Source organism: Pseudomonas sp. R84, from assembly GCF_009834515.1.
In the GTDB taxonomy this organism is placed as follows: Bacteria; Pseudomonadota; Gammaproteobacteria; order Pseudomonadales; family Pseudomonadaceae; genus Aquipseudomonas.
Genome location: NZ_CP019426.1, coordinates 4729701 through 4744716, shown reverse-complemented (window position 1 = coordinate 4744716; position 15016 = coordinate 4729701). Strand labels below are relative to the sequence as shown.

General features: G+C 58.3%; 14 protein-coding genes. 8 read left to right on the top strand and 6 right to left on the bottom strand.

Annotation, left to right across the window (positions count from 1 at the left end):
* The first annotated feature begins 86 nt into the window (after window positions 1-86).
* From PspR84_RS20890 to PspR84_RS20870, 5 genes are all read left to right on the top strand, one after another.
* On the top strand, window positions 87-1526 hold the full coding sequence (locus tag PspR84_RS20890; protein ID WP_007908347.1) for a PLP-dependent aminotransferase family protein: 1440 nt from the start codon (window positions 87-89) through the stop codon (window positions 1524-1526).
* A gap of 78 nt (window positions 1527-1604) precedes the next feature.
* Window positions 1605-2075 (top strand): translation initiation factor 2, encoded by a 471-nt coding sequence (locus PspR84_RS20885; protein WP_160058982.1) that lies wholly within the window; start codon window positions 1605-1607, stop codon window positions 2073-2075.
* Window positions 2076-2241: 166 nt separating this feature from the next.
* Window positions 2242-2496, top strand: a complete 255-nt coding sequence (locus tag PspR84_RS20880; RefSeq protein WP_160058981.1) for a YkgJ family cysteine cluster protein — start codon at window positions 2242-2244, stop codon at window positions 2494-2496.
* A gap of 41 nt (window positions 2497-2537) precedes the next feature.
* A complete protein-coding gene (locus tag PspR84_RS20875; RefSeq protein ID WP_160058980.1) occupies window positions 2538-3143 on the top strand; it encodes an START domain-containing protein in 606 nt (201 codons plus the stop codon).
* A 300-nt stretch (window positions 3144-3443) separates the two neighbouring features.
* Window positions 3444-5537 (top strand): LTA synthase family protein, encoded by a 2094-nt coding sequence (locus PspR84_RS20870; protein WP_160058979.1) that lies wholly within the window; start codon window positions 3444-3446, stop codon window positions 5535-5537.
* 76 nt (window positions 5538-5613) lie between these two features.
* Here the strand turns inward: PspR84_RS20870 and PspR84_RS20865 are convergent, their stop codons facing one another.
* A complete protein-coding gene (locus PspR84_RS20865; RefSeq protein ID WP_169432680.1) occupies window positions 5614-5772 on the bottom strand; it encodes a DUF3309 family protein in 159 nt (52 codons plus the stop codon).
* A 323-nt stretch (window positions 5773-6095) separates the two neighbouring features.
* Between PspR84_RS20865 and PspR84_RS20860 the strand changes: the two genes are divergently transcribed.
* The 3 genes from PspR84_RS20860 to csrA all read left to right on the top strand — a co-directional run bounded on the left by PspR84_RS20860 (window position 6096) and on the right by csrA (window position 7628).
* Window positions 6096-6911 carry an SDR family oxidoreductase gene (locus PspR84_RS20860; protein ID WP_160058978.1) on the top strand — a complete coding sequence of 272 codons (816 nt, stop codon included), beginning with the start codon at window positions 6096-6098 and terminating at the stop codon, window positions 6909-6911.
* Window positions 6912-6974: 63 nt separating this feature from the next.
* A complete protein-coding gene (locus PspR84_RS20855) occupies window positions 6975-7307 on the top strand; it encodes a YnfA family protein (RefSeq protein ID WP_007908357.1) in 333 nt (110 codons plus the stop codon).
* Between the two features lie 135 nt (window positions 7308-7442).
* A complete protein-coding gene (gene csrA, locus PspR84_RS20850; protein WP_077574041.1) occupies window positions 7443-7628 on the top strand; it encodes a carbon storage regulator CsrA in 186 nt (61 codons plus the stop codon).
* 5 nt (window positions 7629-7633) lie between these two features.
* On the opposite strand, the gene PspR84_RS20845 is transcribed toward csrA, so the two are convergent.
* From PspR84_RS20845 to PspR84_RS20825, 5 genes are all read right to left on the bottom strand, one after another.
* Entirely contained in the window at window positions 7634-7861 is a 228-nt protein-coding gene (locus PspR84_RS20845; protein WP_003199186.1) for a YheU family protein, read from the bottom strand.
* Window positions 7862-8031: 170 nt separating this feature from the next.
* Window positions 8032-9222 (bottom strand): osmoprotectant NAGGN system M42 family peptidase, encoded by a 1191-nt coding sequence (locus PspR84_RS20840; RefSeq protein ID WP_077574040.1) that lies wholly within the window; start codon window positions 9220-9222, stop codon window positions 8032-8034.
* A gap of 175 nt (window positions 9223-9397) precedes the next feature.
* Window positions 9398-11146 (bottom strand): N-acetylglutaminylglutamine synthetase, encoded by a 1749-nt coding sequence (ngg, locus tag PspR84_RS20835; RefSeq protein ID WP_160058977.1) that lies wholly within the window; start codon window positions 11144-11146, stop codon window positions 9398-9400.
* Window positions 11147-11149: 3 nt separating this feature from the next.
* Window positions 11150-12922 (bottom strand): N-acetylglutaminylglutamine amidotransferase, encoded by a 1773-nt coding sequence (locus PspR84_RS20830; RefSeq protein ID WP_160058976.1) that lies wholly within the window; start codon window positions 12920-12922, stop codon window positions 11150-11152.
* Between the two features lie 166 nt (window positions 12923-13088).
* On the bottom strand, window positions 13089-14822 hold the full coding sequence (locus PspR84_RS20825; protein WP_160058975.1) for a DUF6543 domain-containing protein: 1734 nt from the start codon (window positions 14820-14822) through the stop codon (window positions 13089-13091).
* Window positions 14823-15016 lie beyond the last annotated feature (194 nt).

The window sequence follows — 15016 nt, the reverse complement described above, 5'->3', positions numbered from 1 at the left end:
TGTAGCAACTGTCCCAGTACACTTCCAAACTGTTCCGGTATTGTTTCACACAAGAATAAAATGCCCGTGAAATCGAGTGCTGCGTCATGACCAATCTCTTGCTCTACCAACGTATTGCTCAGCAACTGGCCGAAGACATCCGCCGTGGTGTCTATCAACCGGGGGAGCGCGTGCCTTCGGTGCGCAAGATGAGTTCGCAGCTCAACGTCAGCCATGCGACGGTGTTGCAGGCTTACGCCAATCTCGAAGATCAGGGCTTGATTCGGGCGCGCCCGCAGTCCGGTTATTACGTGCATCAGACCCCCGCGCTGACTGCGCCGACGCCGGACATTGCCCGGGTCGAACGGCCGGGGCTGGTCACCCGCAGCAGCATCATTCAACAGGTTCTGGTCGAATCACGCCGCGAAGGCGTGTTCCCGCTGGGTGCGGCCGTGCCGAGTGTCGATTACCTGCCGGTGCGCGCACTGCATCAGCAACTGGCCAAGGTCACCCGCTTCCATAGTCCGCGTGCTTTCAGCTACATGTTCAGCCCCGGTTTTGAGCCGCTGCGCCGGCAAGTGGCGATCCGCATGCGCGACGCCGGTGTGGTGGTCGATCCGTCGGAAGTGGTGATCACCCACGGTTGTGTCGACGCCTTGCAGATGTCGTTGCGCGTACTGACCCGGCCTGGTGATCTGATCGCCGCCGAATCGCCAACCTATTACGGTTTGCTGCAACTGGCCGATCTGCTCGGCCTGAAAGTTATCGAGATTCCGAGCGATCCCGCCACCGGCATGAGCCTTGAGGCTCTGCAACTGGCTGCCAACCAATGGTCGATCAAAGCGCTGGTGCTGACCACGCGCCTGAGCAATCCGCTGGGCGGCACCATGCCCGAAGAGCGGCAGAAGCAGTTGCTGCGGTTGGCTTCGGATTTCGACATCCAGATTGTCGAAGATGATATCTACGGCGAACTGATGTTCGAGCAAGGCAAAACCAAAGCGCTCAAGGCTTATGACCGACTGGACCGGGTGATCTACTGTTCAAGCTTCTCCAAGACCCTGTCACCCGGTGTGCGCATCGGCTGGATGATCGCCGGCAAGTACCAGCAGGAAATCCAGCGCTTGCAGACCTTCAGCACCCACTCGGCGTGCAGCGTGACGCAAATGGCGATTGCCGCCTATCTGGAAAACGGCGGTTATGACCGGCATTTACGGTACATCCGCCAGGAATACCGGAAAAACCTCAGCGCCTTCCAGTTGGCGGTGCAGCAGTACTTCCCCGAAGGCACGCAAATGACCCGGCCCACGGGCGGTTTCATCCTTTGGGTGAGCTTGCCGGGGAGGGTCAATACGCAAGAATTGCATGTGCGTGCGTTGCAGCAGGGCATCAGCATTGCGCCGGGACTGATCTTCAGTAATACCGAGCAGTTCAACCACTGTATCCGCCTCAACTGCGGGATTCCGTGGAACCGCGAGGCGGAGCGGGCGCTGATGACCCTGGGGATGCTGGCGACGCAACTGTGTCAGGAAACTGCTGGCGGATTCTGAACGAGCGCTGGCTGATGCTTGTCTTGTGGCGCCCAACAAGCGAGCATATGGCCCTCTGCCGTTAGTGTCGTTGGGTCCATGAAAGCGATTTTTCCTGCTGCTTGGGTTTTGTTGGGTTTGCTGATGATCGGTCATGCGCCTGGCGCCGTGGCCGCTGCGGTTCAGGAAAAACCGGCTGCGACGAGCCCCGCGAAAAAAAATCCACCTGTGCAGAAAGCCGCTACGGCGAAGAAAACCCAGCAAAAAGTCATCAAGAAGCGTAAGCCGGTCGCCTCGAAATCAAAACCCGCCAGCGAAGTGGTGAAAACCAAATTGCCGCCGGCCAGACTCGATCTGAGCCTGCCCAAGGACATGGTTCAGGAGTTGAAGCCCAAAGGCACGGTTGAGTTGCCCAAGCGCGAGCCGATCCTGCCGCAGATGTTTGGCGAAAAAAACAACGGATTCCAGCTCAACGGCCGCTTGCTCAGCAATGAAATGCAGTTGCAGCTGCGTAACGAAGAGCGCCGCGAAGTCGAAGGCGCAGCACTGGATTTCGAATTCAAACAGTAAATCCAGACCATCTGTGACCCGCAGACCAGACGCTTTGTCGGAGACTGGTCAGTCACATTCAGTTATCGGTGAAAACCCCGGTTCCGGGAATTTGAAACAGCCGTTTTAGCGGTTACTCTGTTCCGCGTCCCTTTTACACATTGCCCGTCGCGAGGAATTGTTCGTCATGAAATGCCGTGAAGGCTGTGGCGCTTGCTGCATTGCCCCATCGATCAGTTCGCCGATTCCCGGCATGCCTGATGGCAAACCTGCCGGCGAACGTTGCGTGCAGCTCTCGGTCGAAAACCTGTGCACCATTTTCGGCCGCCCTGAGCGCCCGGCAGTCTGTTCCGGCTTCGCAGCGGATGTCGAAGTCTGTGGCAGCAGCTCGGAAGAAGCGATCAGATTGATCGGCTGGTGGGAGCAGATGACGGCGGCGTGATGTGTCAAACGAACGGAACTTCAACAATAAGGAATAAGACTATGGGTTCGCTGCATCGTATCGCTGTGTTGTGTGGTTTGACCGCTGTGCTGGCCACGTCCGTCGCCCAGGCTGAAGACTGGAAAGTCGCCAAGAACGAGGACGGCATCATGGTTTCCCTGAGTGAAGTGCCGGGCTCGGACTACAAGTCCTACCAAGGCGTTGCGCTGATGAAAACCACCGTTGCCAAACTGCGCGCACTGCAGGAAGACGTCTCCGGCGCCTGCGCCTGGATTCACGAGTGCAAGACCCAGAAACTGCTCAAGCACGAAGGCGACAAGAGCTGGACCTACACCCAGTTCAACACCCCTTGGCCAGTCACCCCGCGTGACTCGGTGATCGAAGTCACCACCGTCGAAGGCGCCGACGGCAGCTTGACCCGCAACCTCAAAGGTCTGCCGACGTACGTTCCTGAAGAAAAAGGCTTTGTCCGCGTGCAGCAGGTCAAAGGCTTCTGGAAGTTCGTACCGAAGGGCGACCAGGTTGAAGTCACTTATCAAGTGCACACCGAACCAGGTGGCAGCGTGCCAGCAATGGTTGCCAACAAATTTGTCGTCGATGCTCCGTTCAACACCCTCAAAGCTTTGAAAGAACGCGCCGAGAAGTAATCGGCCCGCGTTCAGCGAAACGCCCCGAACAAGTCGGGGCGTTTTGTTTTGTATCTATATTGTGTTTCCAGATATGCGTTGCACGAAATTTTCACAAAGTGTTCCTGACAATTCGCCCGCTCTGTTTGCCCGCTGCCATAAATGAAAGTGTCTGGCGGTGGGGCAGTAATCAATGGCAATGGTGCGGGTGATCGTGCAACATTTGCGCACCGCGCAAGCCCCGGGGTCTGGAATGACCAATAGAGGGCATGGCGCCGCTGTATTTTTGCAACTTCAACTTCCAATGGGTCCTAAAACGACATGGCAAACCCGGACGCCCTGAATCAGCAGCGATCTTCTGCTCGCCTGCTGCAACCGACCGTCAAATCGCATCTGGCCTACACGCTGCTTTGCGCGCTGGTCATGATGGTGATGTTTTCCGTGCTGCGCCTCGCGCTGCTGGTCTACAACCGCGAGATGATCCTCGACACCCCGGCTTCGACTTTCCTTGAAGCCTTCGCCAACGGCCTGCGTTTCGACCTGCGTCTGGTGGTTTACGTGTGCATTCCGCTGGTGCTGGCGCTGTTCAGTGCGCGCGCCATGGCGGCACGCGGTTTCTTCCGTCTGTGGCTGACGATCGCCTCGAGCATTGCGCTGTTTCTCGGCCTGATGGAGATGGATTTCTACCGCGAGTTCCACCAGCGCCTCAACGGTCTGGTGTTCCAGTATGTGAAAGAAGACCCGAAAACCGTGATGAGCATGCTCTGGTACGGTTTCCCGGTGGTTCGCTATCTGCTGGCATGGGTCATCGGCACCGTCATCCTGACACTGGCGTTCAAAGGCGCCGACCGTGCCACGCGTCCGCGCGGTCCTTTCAGCGGCGGTAGCGTCAGCACCCGTCAGGTGGCGCCGTGGTACACCCGTCTTGCGGTATTTGTGGTCTGCCTGCTGATCTGCGTGGTTGCCGCCCGTGGCACTCTGCGTCAAGGCCCGCCAATGCGTTGGGGTGACGTGTACACCACCGATTCGAACTTCGCCAACCAGCTCGGCCTTAATGCCACGCTGTCACTGATCGAGGCCGCCAAGTCCCGCATGGGCGAGGATCGCGACAATATCTGGAAAGCCACGTTACCGCAGGAGCAAGCGCAGAAAGTCGTGCGCGACATGCTGCTGCTGCCGGATGACAAACTGGTCGATGCCGATATTGCCGCCGTGCGCCGTGATTACACGCCGCCGACCGACAAGACCCTGCCGATCAAGAACGTTGTGGTGATCCTGATGGAAAGCATGGCCGGTCACTCGGTCGGTGCATTGGGCGCGCCAGGCAACATCACGCCATACCTGGACAAACTGTCGAAGGAAGGCCTGTTGTTCGACCGCTTCTTCTCCAACGGTACGCACACTCACCAGGGCATGTTCGCGACCATGGCCTGCTTCCCCAACCTGCCAGGTTTCGAATACCTGATGCAGACCCCGGAAGGCAGCCACAAGTTGTCCGGCCTGCCGCAGGTGCTCAGCGCCCGTGATTACGACGACGTGTACGTCTACAACGGCGACTTCGCCTGGGACAACCAGTCGGGCTTTTTCAGCAACCAGGGCATGACCAACTTCGTTGGCCGTAACGACTTCGTCAACCCGGTGTTCTCCGATCCGACGTGGGGCGTGTCCGACCAGGACATGTTCGACCGTGGCCTGCAGGAGCTGAAAGCACGCGAAAACGGCAAGCCGTTCTATGCGCTGCTGCAAACCCTGTCCAACCACACGCCATACGCCTTGCCGACGCCATTGCCGGTCGAGCGCGTGACCGATCGTGGCAGCCTCAACGAACACTTGACCGCCATGCGCTACTCCGACTGGGCGCTGGGTCAGTTCTTCGAGAAGGCGCGCAAAGAGCCGTACTTCAAGGAAACGCTGTTCGTCATCGTCGGCGACCACGGTTTCGGCAACGAACGCCAGATCACCGAAATGGACCTGGGTCGCTTCAACGTGCCGATGCTGATGATTGCGCCGGGCATTCAGGAGAAGTTCGGTACCCGTGACCACACCGTGGGTACGCAGATCGACATCGTGCCGACCATCATGGGCCGTCTCGGTGGCGAAGTGCGTCACCAGTGCTGGGGCCGTGACTTGCTCAACCTGCCTGAAGGCGACACCGGTTTCGGTGTGATCAAGCCGTCGGGCAGCGAGCAGACCACTGCCATCGTCACCGCTGACCAGATTCTGGTGTTGCCGAGAGACAAGGACATGGGGCCGAAGATGTGGCAGTACCAACTGGGTGCCAATCCGCACGCCGAAGTGGTACCGAATGCACCGCGTACCGCCGAGTTGAAACTCAAACTCGAAGCGTTCCTGCAAACGGCAACCAAAAGCCTGATGGATAACACCGCCGGTGTCATCCACGGCAAGCCGGATTGATCGCTCGCCTACAGTAAAATCCGCGCAATAAAAAAGAGGCCCTGAACAGGGCCTCTTTCTTTTTACGCTTGAAGCGTTATATCCGACCGAGTAACAGCAGGACCAACAGCACCACCAACACCACGCCGATAATGCCCGATGGACCGTAACCCCAACTTCTGGAGTGCGGGAAGACCGGCAGACCACCGATCAGCAACAGGATCAGGATAATGATTAGAATTGTGCCCATGTCGATTTCCTTGTTGATAGTGTTCGAGAAGTCTTGGTATTCAAGGGCGACTGGAGACTAAGTAATTCCAGACGGCTTACAAATTCCGACCGGTGCGCGTGAAAGAAAATTCAATGTTTTTTTAATGTATTTGGATTGCTCGATTATTTCCTTTGCAGCGAAAAGATCGCAGCCTCGTTTCACTCGACAGCTCCTGCACGAATCCAAGTAGGAGCTGCCGAAGGCTAAGATCTTTTGATCTTGCATTCAGCAACTTGATGGAGCGTGGGCGCGCGCCAATCCTTCGCTACACTCCGCGCATCTTCCCCGGAACAACAAGGCTGTGTGCTATGCAAAATCGCATGATGATCACTGGTGCGGGCTCGGGCCTGGGTCGCGAAATCGCGCTGCGCTGGGCGCGTCAAGGCTGGCAACTGGCCTTGTCCGACGTCAGCGAACCCGGCCTGCAGGAAACCTTGAAAATGGTCCGTGAGGCGGGCGGTGACGGTTTTGTTCAGCGCTGCGATGTGCGTGATTACAGCCAGCTCACTGCGTTCGCTCAGGCCTGCGAAGAGAAACTCGGCGGCATCGACATCATCGTCAACAACGCCGGTGTCGCCTCCGGCGGTTTCTTCAGCGAACTGTCGCTGGAAGACTGGGACTGGCAGATCGCGATCAACCTGATGGGCGTGGTCAAGGGCTGCAAGGCATTCCTGCCGCTGCTTGAACAAAGCAAAGGCAAAATCATCAACATCGCCTCCATGGCCGCACTGATGCAAGGCCCGGCGATGAGCAACTACAACGTGGCCAAGGCCGGCGTGGTTGCACTCTCGGAAAGCCTGTTGATTGAACTGGCGCAACAGGAAGTCGCCGTGCATGTCGTTTGCCCGTCATTCTTCCAGACCAACTTGCTCGACTCGTTCCGTGGCCCGACGCCGGCGATGAAGGCGCAGGTCGGCAAGTTGCTGGAAAGTTCGCCGATCACGGCGGCGGACATCGCCGACTACATTTATCAGCAAGTGGCGGCCGGCGAGTTCATGATCCTGCCCCACGAACAAGGGCGCATGGCGTGGGCTATCAAGCAGAAGAATCCGCAACTGCTCTACAACGAGATGACTTCCATGGCCGAAAAAATGCGCGCCAAAGCCAAACAGAATAACGGCTGACCTTGCCCGTTGCAGACGGCATCGTTAGGGTGGCCGCAATGGTCACCCTGTCGAGACGCGTCAATGCTCAATTACTTGTGGTTCTTCCTCGCGGCGTTGTTTGAAATCGCCGGTTGTTTCGCCTTCTTCATGTGGCTGCGCCAGGGCAAAAGTGCTCTGTGGGTGATTCCTGCGCTGCTCAGTCTGACCTTGTTCGCGTTGTTGTTGACTCGCGTCGAAGCCAATTATGCCGGGCGCGCCTACGCCGCGTACGGCGGGATCTACATCGTCGCGTCGATTGGCTGGCTGATGGTGGTCGAGCGGGTTCGTCCATTGAGTTCGGACTGGATCGGCGTGGCGTTGTGCGTGATCGGCGCCAGCGTGATTCTGTTCGGGCCGCGATTTTCTGCGGCGTGAGGGTTGGTTGTCGGAAACGTCTGACGGCTTGATGCGAGCATGGCTGTAAGGCAAAACTGATTTGCCCTCCATGCATTGTAGAGCCGCGGCAAGCCGCGCATCTTCAGGGTTCGCTAACCCTGAAGGACGAATCTCATGCTTGTACTCAGCCGTGTCGTTGGTGAGTTGATTTCAATCGGTGATGACATCACCTTGCGCGTTCTGTCAGTGAACGGCTCCAGCGTGCGTTTTGGCGTCGAGGCGCCACAAAAGGTCAACGTGCACCGCGCGGAGGTCTATGAGCGGATTCAGCGCAAGCAGGCCACGCAGAAAGTTCGCTGAGGATTTCAATCGAACAGATGCTTGGGCACATCGTGCTTGAGCATCAACTGGCACTGCTCGCTTTCCGGGTCGAAGACGATCAGCGCCTGGCCTTTGGTCAAGGCCTGACGCACGCGCAGCACGCGGGTTTCCAGTGGCGTGTCATCGCCATTGTCGGTGCCGTCGCGAGTGACGAAATCTTCGATGAGGCGGGTGAGGGTGTCGACTTCAAGTTGGTCGTGGGGAATGAGCATGGGCACCTCGGTCAAATCAATGTCGGGATGCTACGGCGATTGCGGGTTGGCTGCCAGTTTTGTGTTGCCTGTACTGACGCCATCGCGAGCAGGCTCACTCCTACAAGGGAACGCATTCCCAAGGTAGGCCTTCGCCTGCTCGCGATAGCGGTATTCCAAACAACGATGATTTAACTATCGGAACGCTGCCCCACCAGACTGTCCACCGACGGCACCCGCGTATCGCTCTCCATCTGCGTGTCATGTTCAATCTGATGACTGAAGCGATCCAGCGAAGCATTCGCCGGTGCCGCATCGCTGGCAAACACCGGCGGACTCAGAATGTAAGCCCCGAGCAGTCGGCTCAGAGCCGCCAGGCTGTCGATGTGCGTGCGCTCATAACCATGGGTCGCATCACAGCCAAAGGCGAGCAGGGCGGTGCGGATATCGTGGCCGGCCGTCACCGCCGAATGCGCATCGCTGAAGTAATAACGGAACAGGTCGCGGCGCACCGGCAGTTCGTTTTCACCGGCCAGACGCAGCAAATGTCGCGACAGGTGATAGTCGTACGGGCCGCCGGAATCCTGCATCGCCACACTCACTGCGTGTTCGCTGGAGTGCTGGCCAGGAGCGACCGGCGCGATGTCGATGCCGACGAATTCGCTGACGTCCCACGGCAATGCTGCCGCCGCGCCGCTGCCTGTTTCTTCGGTGATGGTAAACAGCGGATGGCAGTCGATCATCAGTTCCTGACCGCTGTCGACGATGGCTTTGAGTGCCGCCAGCAGTGCCGCAACCCCGGCCTTGTCATCGAGGTGGCGGGCGCTGATGTGGCCGCTTTCGGTAAACTCCGGCAGCGGATCGAACGCCACCACGTCGCCGATGCTGATACCCAGCGAATCGCAATCGGCCTTGGTCGCACAGTAGGCGTCCAGACGCAGTTCGACGTGATCCCAACTGATGGGCATCTCGTCCACTGCAGTGTTGAAGGCATGCCCGGAGGCCATCAGCGGCAAGACACTGCCGCGAATCACACCGTTGTCGGTAAACAGGCTGACGCGGCTGCCCTCGGCGAAACGGCTCGACCAGCAGCCGACCGGGGCGAGGGTCAGACGGCCGTTGTCTTTGATCGCACGGACGGCGGCGCCGATAGTATCGAGGTGCGCCGAGACGGCGCGGTCGGGGCTGTTTTTCTTGCCCTTGAGCGTGGCGCGAATGGTGCCGCGCCGGGTCATTTCGAACGGGATGCCGAGTTCCTCCAGACGCTCGGCGACGTAACGCACGATGGTGTCGGTGAACCCGGTGGGACTGGGAATGGCGAGCATTTCCAGAAGGACTTTTTGCAGGTAGTTGAGATCCGGTTCGGGGATTTGCGTGGTCATGGAAACTCCTGATGGGTTGAGCACACCGATGGTTTCGATGAGGAAATATGGGTGGTGGATTTAAGGGCCTCTTCGCGAGCAGGTCGAATCGTCGCACCGTCGCTCCCACAGGGGAATGCATTCCAAATGTGGGAGCGAGCTTGCTCGCGAAGGCGTCAGCCCAGACAAAGCGGATTCAAGAAACAACCGGCTGACTGTGCGGAAACAACAAATCGACAAACCGCTCCGCCGTCGGTTGCGGCTCATGGTTGGCCAACCCGGCGCGTTCGTTGGCCTCGATAAACACGTACTCCGGTTGATCCGCCGCTGGCACCATCAAGTCGAGGCCAACCATCGGAATATCCAGCGCTCGCGCCGCGCGCACGGCGGCATCGACCAGGGTCGGGTGCAGAATCGCCGTGACGTCTTCCAGAGTGCCGCCGGTGTGCAAATTTGCCGTGCGCCGCACAAACAAATGTTCACCGGCCGGCAGAATGCTGCTGTAGTCATACCTGGCCGCATGCAGGGTGCGCTGGGTTTCGTGGTCCAGCGGGATCTTGCTTTCGCCGCTGGTGGCCGCTTGCCGACGGCGGCTCTGCGCCTCGATCAACGCGCCCACCGAATGCTGACCATCGCCAACCACTTCCGCCGGTTTGCGAATCGCTGCAGCGACCACTTCAAAGCCAATCACCAGAATCCGCAGATCAAGCCCTTCGTGGAAGCTTTCCAGCAGCACGCGGCTATCAAATTGCTTCGCCGTTTCGATGGCCTGCTGCACCTCTTCGATGCTCTGCAGATCCACCGCCACGCCCTGGCCCTGTTCGCCGTCGAGCGGCTTGACCACCACTCGCTGATGCTCGTCGAGGAAGGCCAGGTTATCGTCGGCATTTCCGGCCAGTTGCTGCGAAGGCAGGTTCAGACCGGCGCCCTTCAGCACTTTGTGCGTGAGGCTTTTGTCCTGACACAAACTCATGCTGATCGCGCTGGTCAGGTCGCTCAGCGATTCGCGGCAACGCACGCGACGCCCGCCGTGGCTGAGGGTGAACAGCCCGGCATCGGCGTCATCCACCTGCACGTCGATGCCGCGTCGATGAGCTTCTTCAACGATGATCCGCGCATACGGATTGAACTGCGCCTCCGGCCCCGGGCCCAGAAACAACGGTTGGTTGATGCCGTTCTTGCGCTTGATGGCGAAGGTCGACAGGTTGCGAAAACCGAGCTTGGCATAAAGACTTTTCGCCTGGCGGTTGTCGTGCAACACCGACAGATCCAGATAGCTCAGGCCGCGACTCATGAAGTGTTCGATCAAGTGCCGCACCAGCACTTCACCGACTCCCGGGCGCGAGCACTGCGGATCAACCGCCAGGCACCACAGGCTGCTGCCGTTTTCTGGATCGTTGAAGGCTTTTTGATGGTTCAGGCCCATGACACTGCCGATCACCGCGCCGCTGTCTTCGTCCTCGGCCAGCCAATACACCGGGCCGCCCTGGTGATGCGGAGTCAGCCGTGTGGCATCGATCGGCAACATGCCGCGTGCCTGATACAACAGATTGATCGCCTGCCAGTCCGCCTCACTCTGTGCACGGCGGATACGAAAGCCGCGAAACACTCGGGTGGCCTGACGATAATCGCTGAACCACAGGCGCAAAGTGTCGGACGGGTCGAGAAACAATTGCGTCGGCTCCAGGCCGAGAATCTGCTGCGGTGCAGCGACGTACAGCGCGATATCGCGCTCGCCGGGCTGCTCTTTGAGCAGTTCCTGCGCCAGCGATGCCGGGTCAGGAAAGGTGTGGCCGATCAGTAACCGGCCCCAGCCGCAATGCAGCGCAATCGGCTCGGCGGCCAACGTGCTGCCGTCTTCGGCCAGACGTGCCTGCAAGCGTTCGTAGGACGGTGCCTGACCGCGAAGCAGCCGCTGGTTGATGGCCGTGGCGTGGGGTTTCATCGATCAGATTCCTTGTTCACTGAGCCACAGGTTCAGGGCCGCCAGTTGCCACAGTTTCGAACCGCGCAACGGCGTCAGTTGGCCTTGCGGATCGGTCAGCAATTTATCGAGCATGGCCGGGTTGAACAGGCCGCGATCCTGACTCGGATCAAGCAGCAGTTCGCGTACCCAGTTCAGCGTGTCGCCCTGCAAGTGCTTGAGGCCGGGCACCGGGAAGTAGCCTTTTTTGCGGTCGATCACTTCACTCGGAATGACTCGGCGTGCAGCTTCTTTCAGCACTTGTTTACCGCCATCCGGCAGCTTGAATTGGCCCGGGACACGGGCCGACAGTTCAACCAGTCGATAGTCGAGAAACGGCGTACGCGCCTCCAGACCCCAGGCCATGGTCATGTTGTCGACGCGTTTGACCGGGTCGTCGACCAGCATCACCGTGCTGTCCAGACGCAGGGCTTTGTCGACGGCTGCGTCGGCGCCGGGCTGGGCGAAATGTTCTTTCACAAAATCACCGGCCGCGTCATGCGCAGTCAACCATTGCGGTTGCACGGTGGCGGCGTAGTCGTCATAGCTGCGATCGAAAAACGCATTGCGATACGCCGCATACGGATCGGCTGCGCCATCGACTTGCGGGTACCAGTGATAACCGGCAAACAGTTCGTCGGCACCTTGGCCGCTCTGTACCACCTTGCAGTGCTTGGCGACTTCGCGCGACAGCAGATAGAAAGCGATGCAGTCATGGCTGACCATCGGCTCGCTCATCGCACGGAACGCGGCGGGCAGCTGCTCGATGATCTCTTTTTCGTCGATGCGCAATTGGTGATGCTGAGTGCCGTAGTGTTTGGCGATCAGATCGGAATACTGAAACTCGTCACCGCGTTCGCCGCCGGCATCCTGGAAACCGATGGAGAAGGTCGACAGGTTCTCCACGCCGACTTCACGCAACAGGCCAACGAGCATGCTCGAATCGACGCCGCCGGACAGCAGCACACCAACATCCACCGCCGCACGTTGACGAATCGCCACCGCCTCGCGAGTGCTGTCGAGGACGCGGTCGACCCAGTCTTCCAGCTTTAGGTTTTTCTCGTCTTCGTGCGGGCCGTAAGGCAGGGTCCACCAGGTTTTCTGCTCGGTGCGGCCGTCGGCTTCAACGCGCATCCAGGTCGCCGGTGGCAGCTTTTCAATGCCGGCCAGCAGGGTGCGTGGCGCCGGGACCACGGCATGGAAGTTCAGGTAGTGATTGAGCGCCACCGGATCGAGGATCGGGTTGATGTCGCCGCCCTTGAGCAGCGCCGGCAAGGCCGAAGCAAAACGCAAACGCTGACCAGTGCGCGACAGGTACAACGGCTTCACGCCGAGACGGTCGCGGGCGATGAACAGGCGTTGGGCGTCGCGTTCCCAAATGGCAAACGCGAACATGCCGTTGAGCTTCGGCAGCAGCGCTTCGCCCCAGGCGTGATAGCCCTTGAGCAGCACTTCGGTATCGCCACCGGAATAGAAGGCGTAACCCAGCGCTTCGAGTTCGGCGCGCAGTTCCGGGAAGTTGTAGATCGCGCCATTGAAGGCCAGGGACAGGCCCAGTTGACTATCGATCATCGGCTGCGCCGAGCCGTCCGACAGGTCCATGATTTTCAGGCGTCGATGGCCCAGGGCAATCGGCCCTTGGGCATGGAAGCCCCACGCGTCGGGGCCGCGAGGGGCCAGGTGATGGGTGATTCTCTCGATCGCTGCAAGGTCTGCAGGTTGTTGATCAAAACGTAACTCGCCAGCTAATCCGCACATAAAGTCCTTACCGGTTTTTCCGTTGGGGAGGGGTCAAGCCGTACCTCGCCAAAAGGGCGGGTACTCAGAAACTGACCCGCCGCGGTAAGTGGAGTTTTAGAACGATAAGTTATAAGGCGGATAGCACGACAAAGCGTGCTTGCAATCATTGCCGAGTGACGGCGAGTCAGGGCTGGGGCGCGGGGACAGCCTGTTGACTGTGCAAACGCCAGCCAGCACTGGGCGAATACACCACGGCTGGCTGATAGCTAGAGCGACTCAAAGGATGGCGAATACGCCAGGCCAAGGGGTTGGGTTCCACTTCGTACACTGTTGCGTCGATCTGGATGTAGTGACGCCCGTTGAAGTTCAGCACCCGGCGATCATCGTCGTCGGAGTACGCGTCATCCGTCACCCGGTTTGCAACGTGAGAAGGGACTTCATAGCCGGTCAATGCGCGTTTCCACAGCCGATACCCTTGCTGCAGGTGCGCATGCTCTTGCACTTCGAATGTCTTGAAGTATTCCCCTGCCGATTCGCCGCTGGCATCCGCACCGAGGCTTTGTGTATCGGTGGCTGCCAATGACTTTTGCAGGTCCAGCAGTTGCCCCAACGCGGTGTGCTTTTCTCTGCTCGTCCAGTTTTCGAGGCCGGTGAACACTGTGCCCAGCAAGGCATCGGCTGCGGTGGTGCGCCAGTGCCGGCTGAACTCATAAATCAAAGTGGCGGAAAGGGGCGGGCGCCTGCGTCGCAGATGATTTTCCCGGCGCTGGACATGCACACTTTCATTGACATTGGCCACCGGTACGGCCACTTCTTTGACGTCGGATAACAGCTTGTCCAGGCGATGCATGAAAAGAGAGTGAAACATGCACTTGTCCAGCGGGGTGAAAGCAATATCGTCTTTTAACGACATGTTGGTGTGGTCGCGATTTAAAAAGTCATCTTGGTCGATGTTGTTCAGGTGCGAGGCAATCGAACTGCGCAAAGAAGGCATTGCTATGATGTGCGTTGCCAGTCTTGTTCTGATGTTGTCTTCGTCTTTTTCCTCATAAAAGCCTTGGCCTGGATCATTGGGGATATAAAGGATGTAGCTGTCTTGCGTCGCTGTCGGGTTCAGGCGACAGACGATCAGTGTTGCGTGAATCGTATACTTGCGAAAAAGTTTTACCGACATCAGACGGATTTTTTCCTGATTGAAAGTTGCACCGTTGTCGATATCGTTATTGTCGTTGGTAAAGTCCACCAAGGTAGACAGTAATTCATCGGATATGCGTTTGGTCAGGGATTTCTCGTAGGCTGCAAGTCTCATATTGAGTTTGCCCAGACTAACCGCACTCAGTCGAACACTCGACACTTCAAAAGTGAGGTTGAGATGTTTCTGATAGGCGCCGCCGAGGTCGAGGGTACGGCTCAACGCCGCAAAATCGTGGGCAGTGATGCTGGCCTGATCGGCCGGTTCGAACGGCGCATCCTGAGGGTCGGGTTGCGTTTTACTGTCGAGGGAAAAGTGATATTTACCCGTTTCGGTATCGGTGAAGTTGAGCATCGCCGCATGCAGCAGGCTCAGGCTGAGCGCCGCTGTGTGCTTGGTGGCCGCCGGTTTGAGCGTGATGGTGTCATGATTTCGGAATGCGTTGGCGTATTGCTTCTGCAACTCAATTCTGAGCATTCGGCCGCAGAATTTTTCCGGCGTTGCCAGTTCGCGAAGCATTTTCTCGAAATAGTTCTGATAAGGGATCGCCTTGACCAGGGTTGAGCGCAGCCCCGCCAGTTTCGCGGCATCAGCGTTGGGTAAGCCATGGGAGATGAAACGCTCGAGGATCTTGGCTTTGTCCCAGTCATTGATTTTGTCGAGTAGCGCCTTGACCGTTTCGTCGTTGGGTAATGTGTTTGGCTGTTTGTCCAGTAATGAAGTCATGCGGCAAATCTCGTCGTCGATCGGAGTTCTCATGTTATGGCGTCGCCGGAGTGTTGAATAACGCCATTAGTTGATTGATTGGCTTATTCAAACAACCATTTTTTGATTGAAGCATATAACTATGTACCACCCTGCGCGCGCGGGTGGTACATAGTTATACTGATGATGAGAGACGTTGTTGGTTTGCTGGGTTT

Bases quoted from the DNA above. Each gene is read 5' to 3' on its own strand.
- PspR84_RS20890 (WP_007908347.1), top strand. From the start codon at position 87: ATGACCAATCTCTTGCTCTACCAACGTATTGCTCAGCAACTGGCCGAA.
- PspR84_RS20885 (WP_160058982.1), top strand. From the start codon at position 1,605: ATGAAAGCGATTTTTCCTGCTGCTTGGGTTTTGTTGGGTTTGCTGATG.
- PspR84_RS20880 (WP_160058981.1), top strand. From the start codon at position 2,242: ATGAAATGCCGTGAAGGCTGTGGCGCTTGCTGCATTGCCCCATCGATC.
- PspR84_RS20875 (WP_160058980.1), top strand. From the start codon at position 2,538: ATGGGTTCGCTGCATCGTATCGCTGTGTTGTGTGGTTTGACCGCTGTG.
- PspR84_RS20870 (WP_160058979.1), top strand. From the start codon at position 3,444: ATGGCAAACCCGGACGCCCTGAATCAGCAGCGATCTTCTGCTCGCCTG.
- PspR84_RS20860 (WP_160058978.1), top strand. From the start codon at position 6,096: ATGCAAAATCGCATGATGATCACTGGTGCGGGCTCGGGCCTGGGTCGC.
- PspR84_RS20855 (WP_007908357.1), top strand. From the start codon at position 6,975: ATGCTCAATTACTTGTGGTTCTTCCTCGCGGCGTTGTTTGAAATCGCC.
- csrA (WP_077574041.1), top strand. From the start codon at position 7,443: ATGCTTGTACTCAGCCGTGTCGTTGGTGAGTTGATTTCAATCGGTGAT.
- PspR84_RS20845 (WP_003199186.1), bottom strand. From the start codon at position 7,861: ATGCTCATTCCCCACGACCAACTTGAAGTCGACACCCTCACCCGCCTC.
- PspR84_RS20840 (WP_077574040.1), bottom strand. From the start codon at position 9,222: ATGACCACGCAAATCCCCGAACCGGATCTCAACTACCTGCAAAAAGTC.
- ngg (WP_160058977.1), bottom strand. From the start codon at position 11,146: ATGAAACCCCACGCCACGGCCATCAACCAGCGGCTGCTTCGCGGTCAG.
- PspR84_RS20830 (WP_160058976.1), bottom strand. From the start codon at position 12,922: ATGTGCGGATTAGCTGGCGAGTTACGTTTTGATCAACAACCTGCAGAC.
- PspR84_RS20825 (WP_160058975.1), bottom strand. From the start codon at position 14,822: ATGACTTCATTACTGGACAAACAGCCAAACACATTACCCAACGACGAA.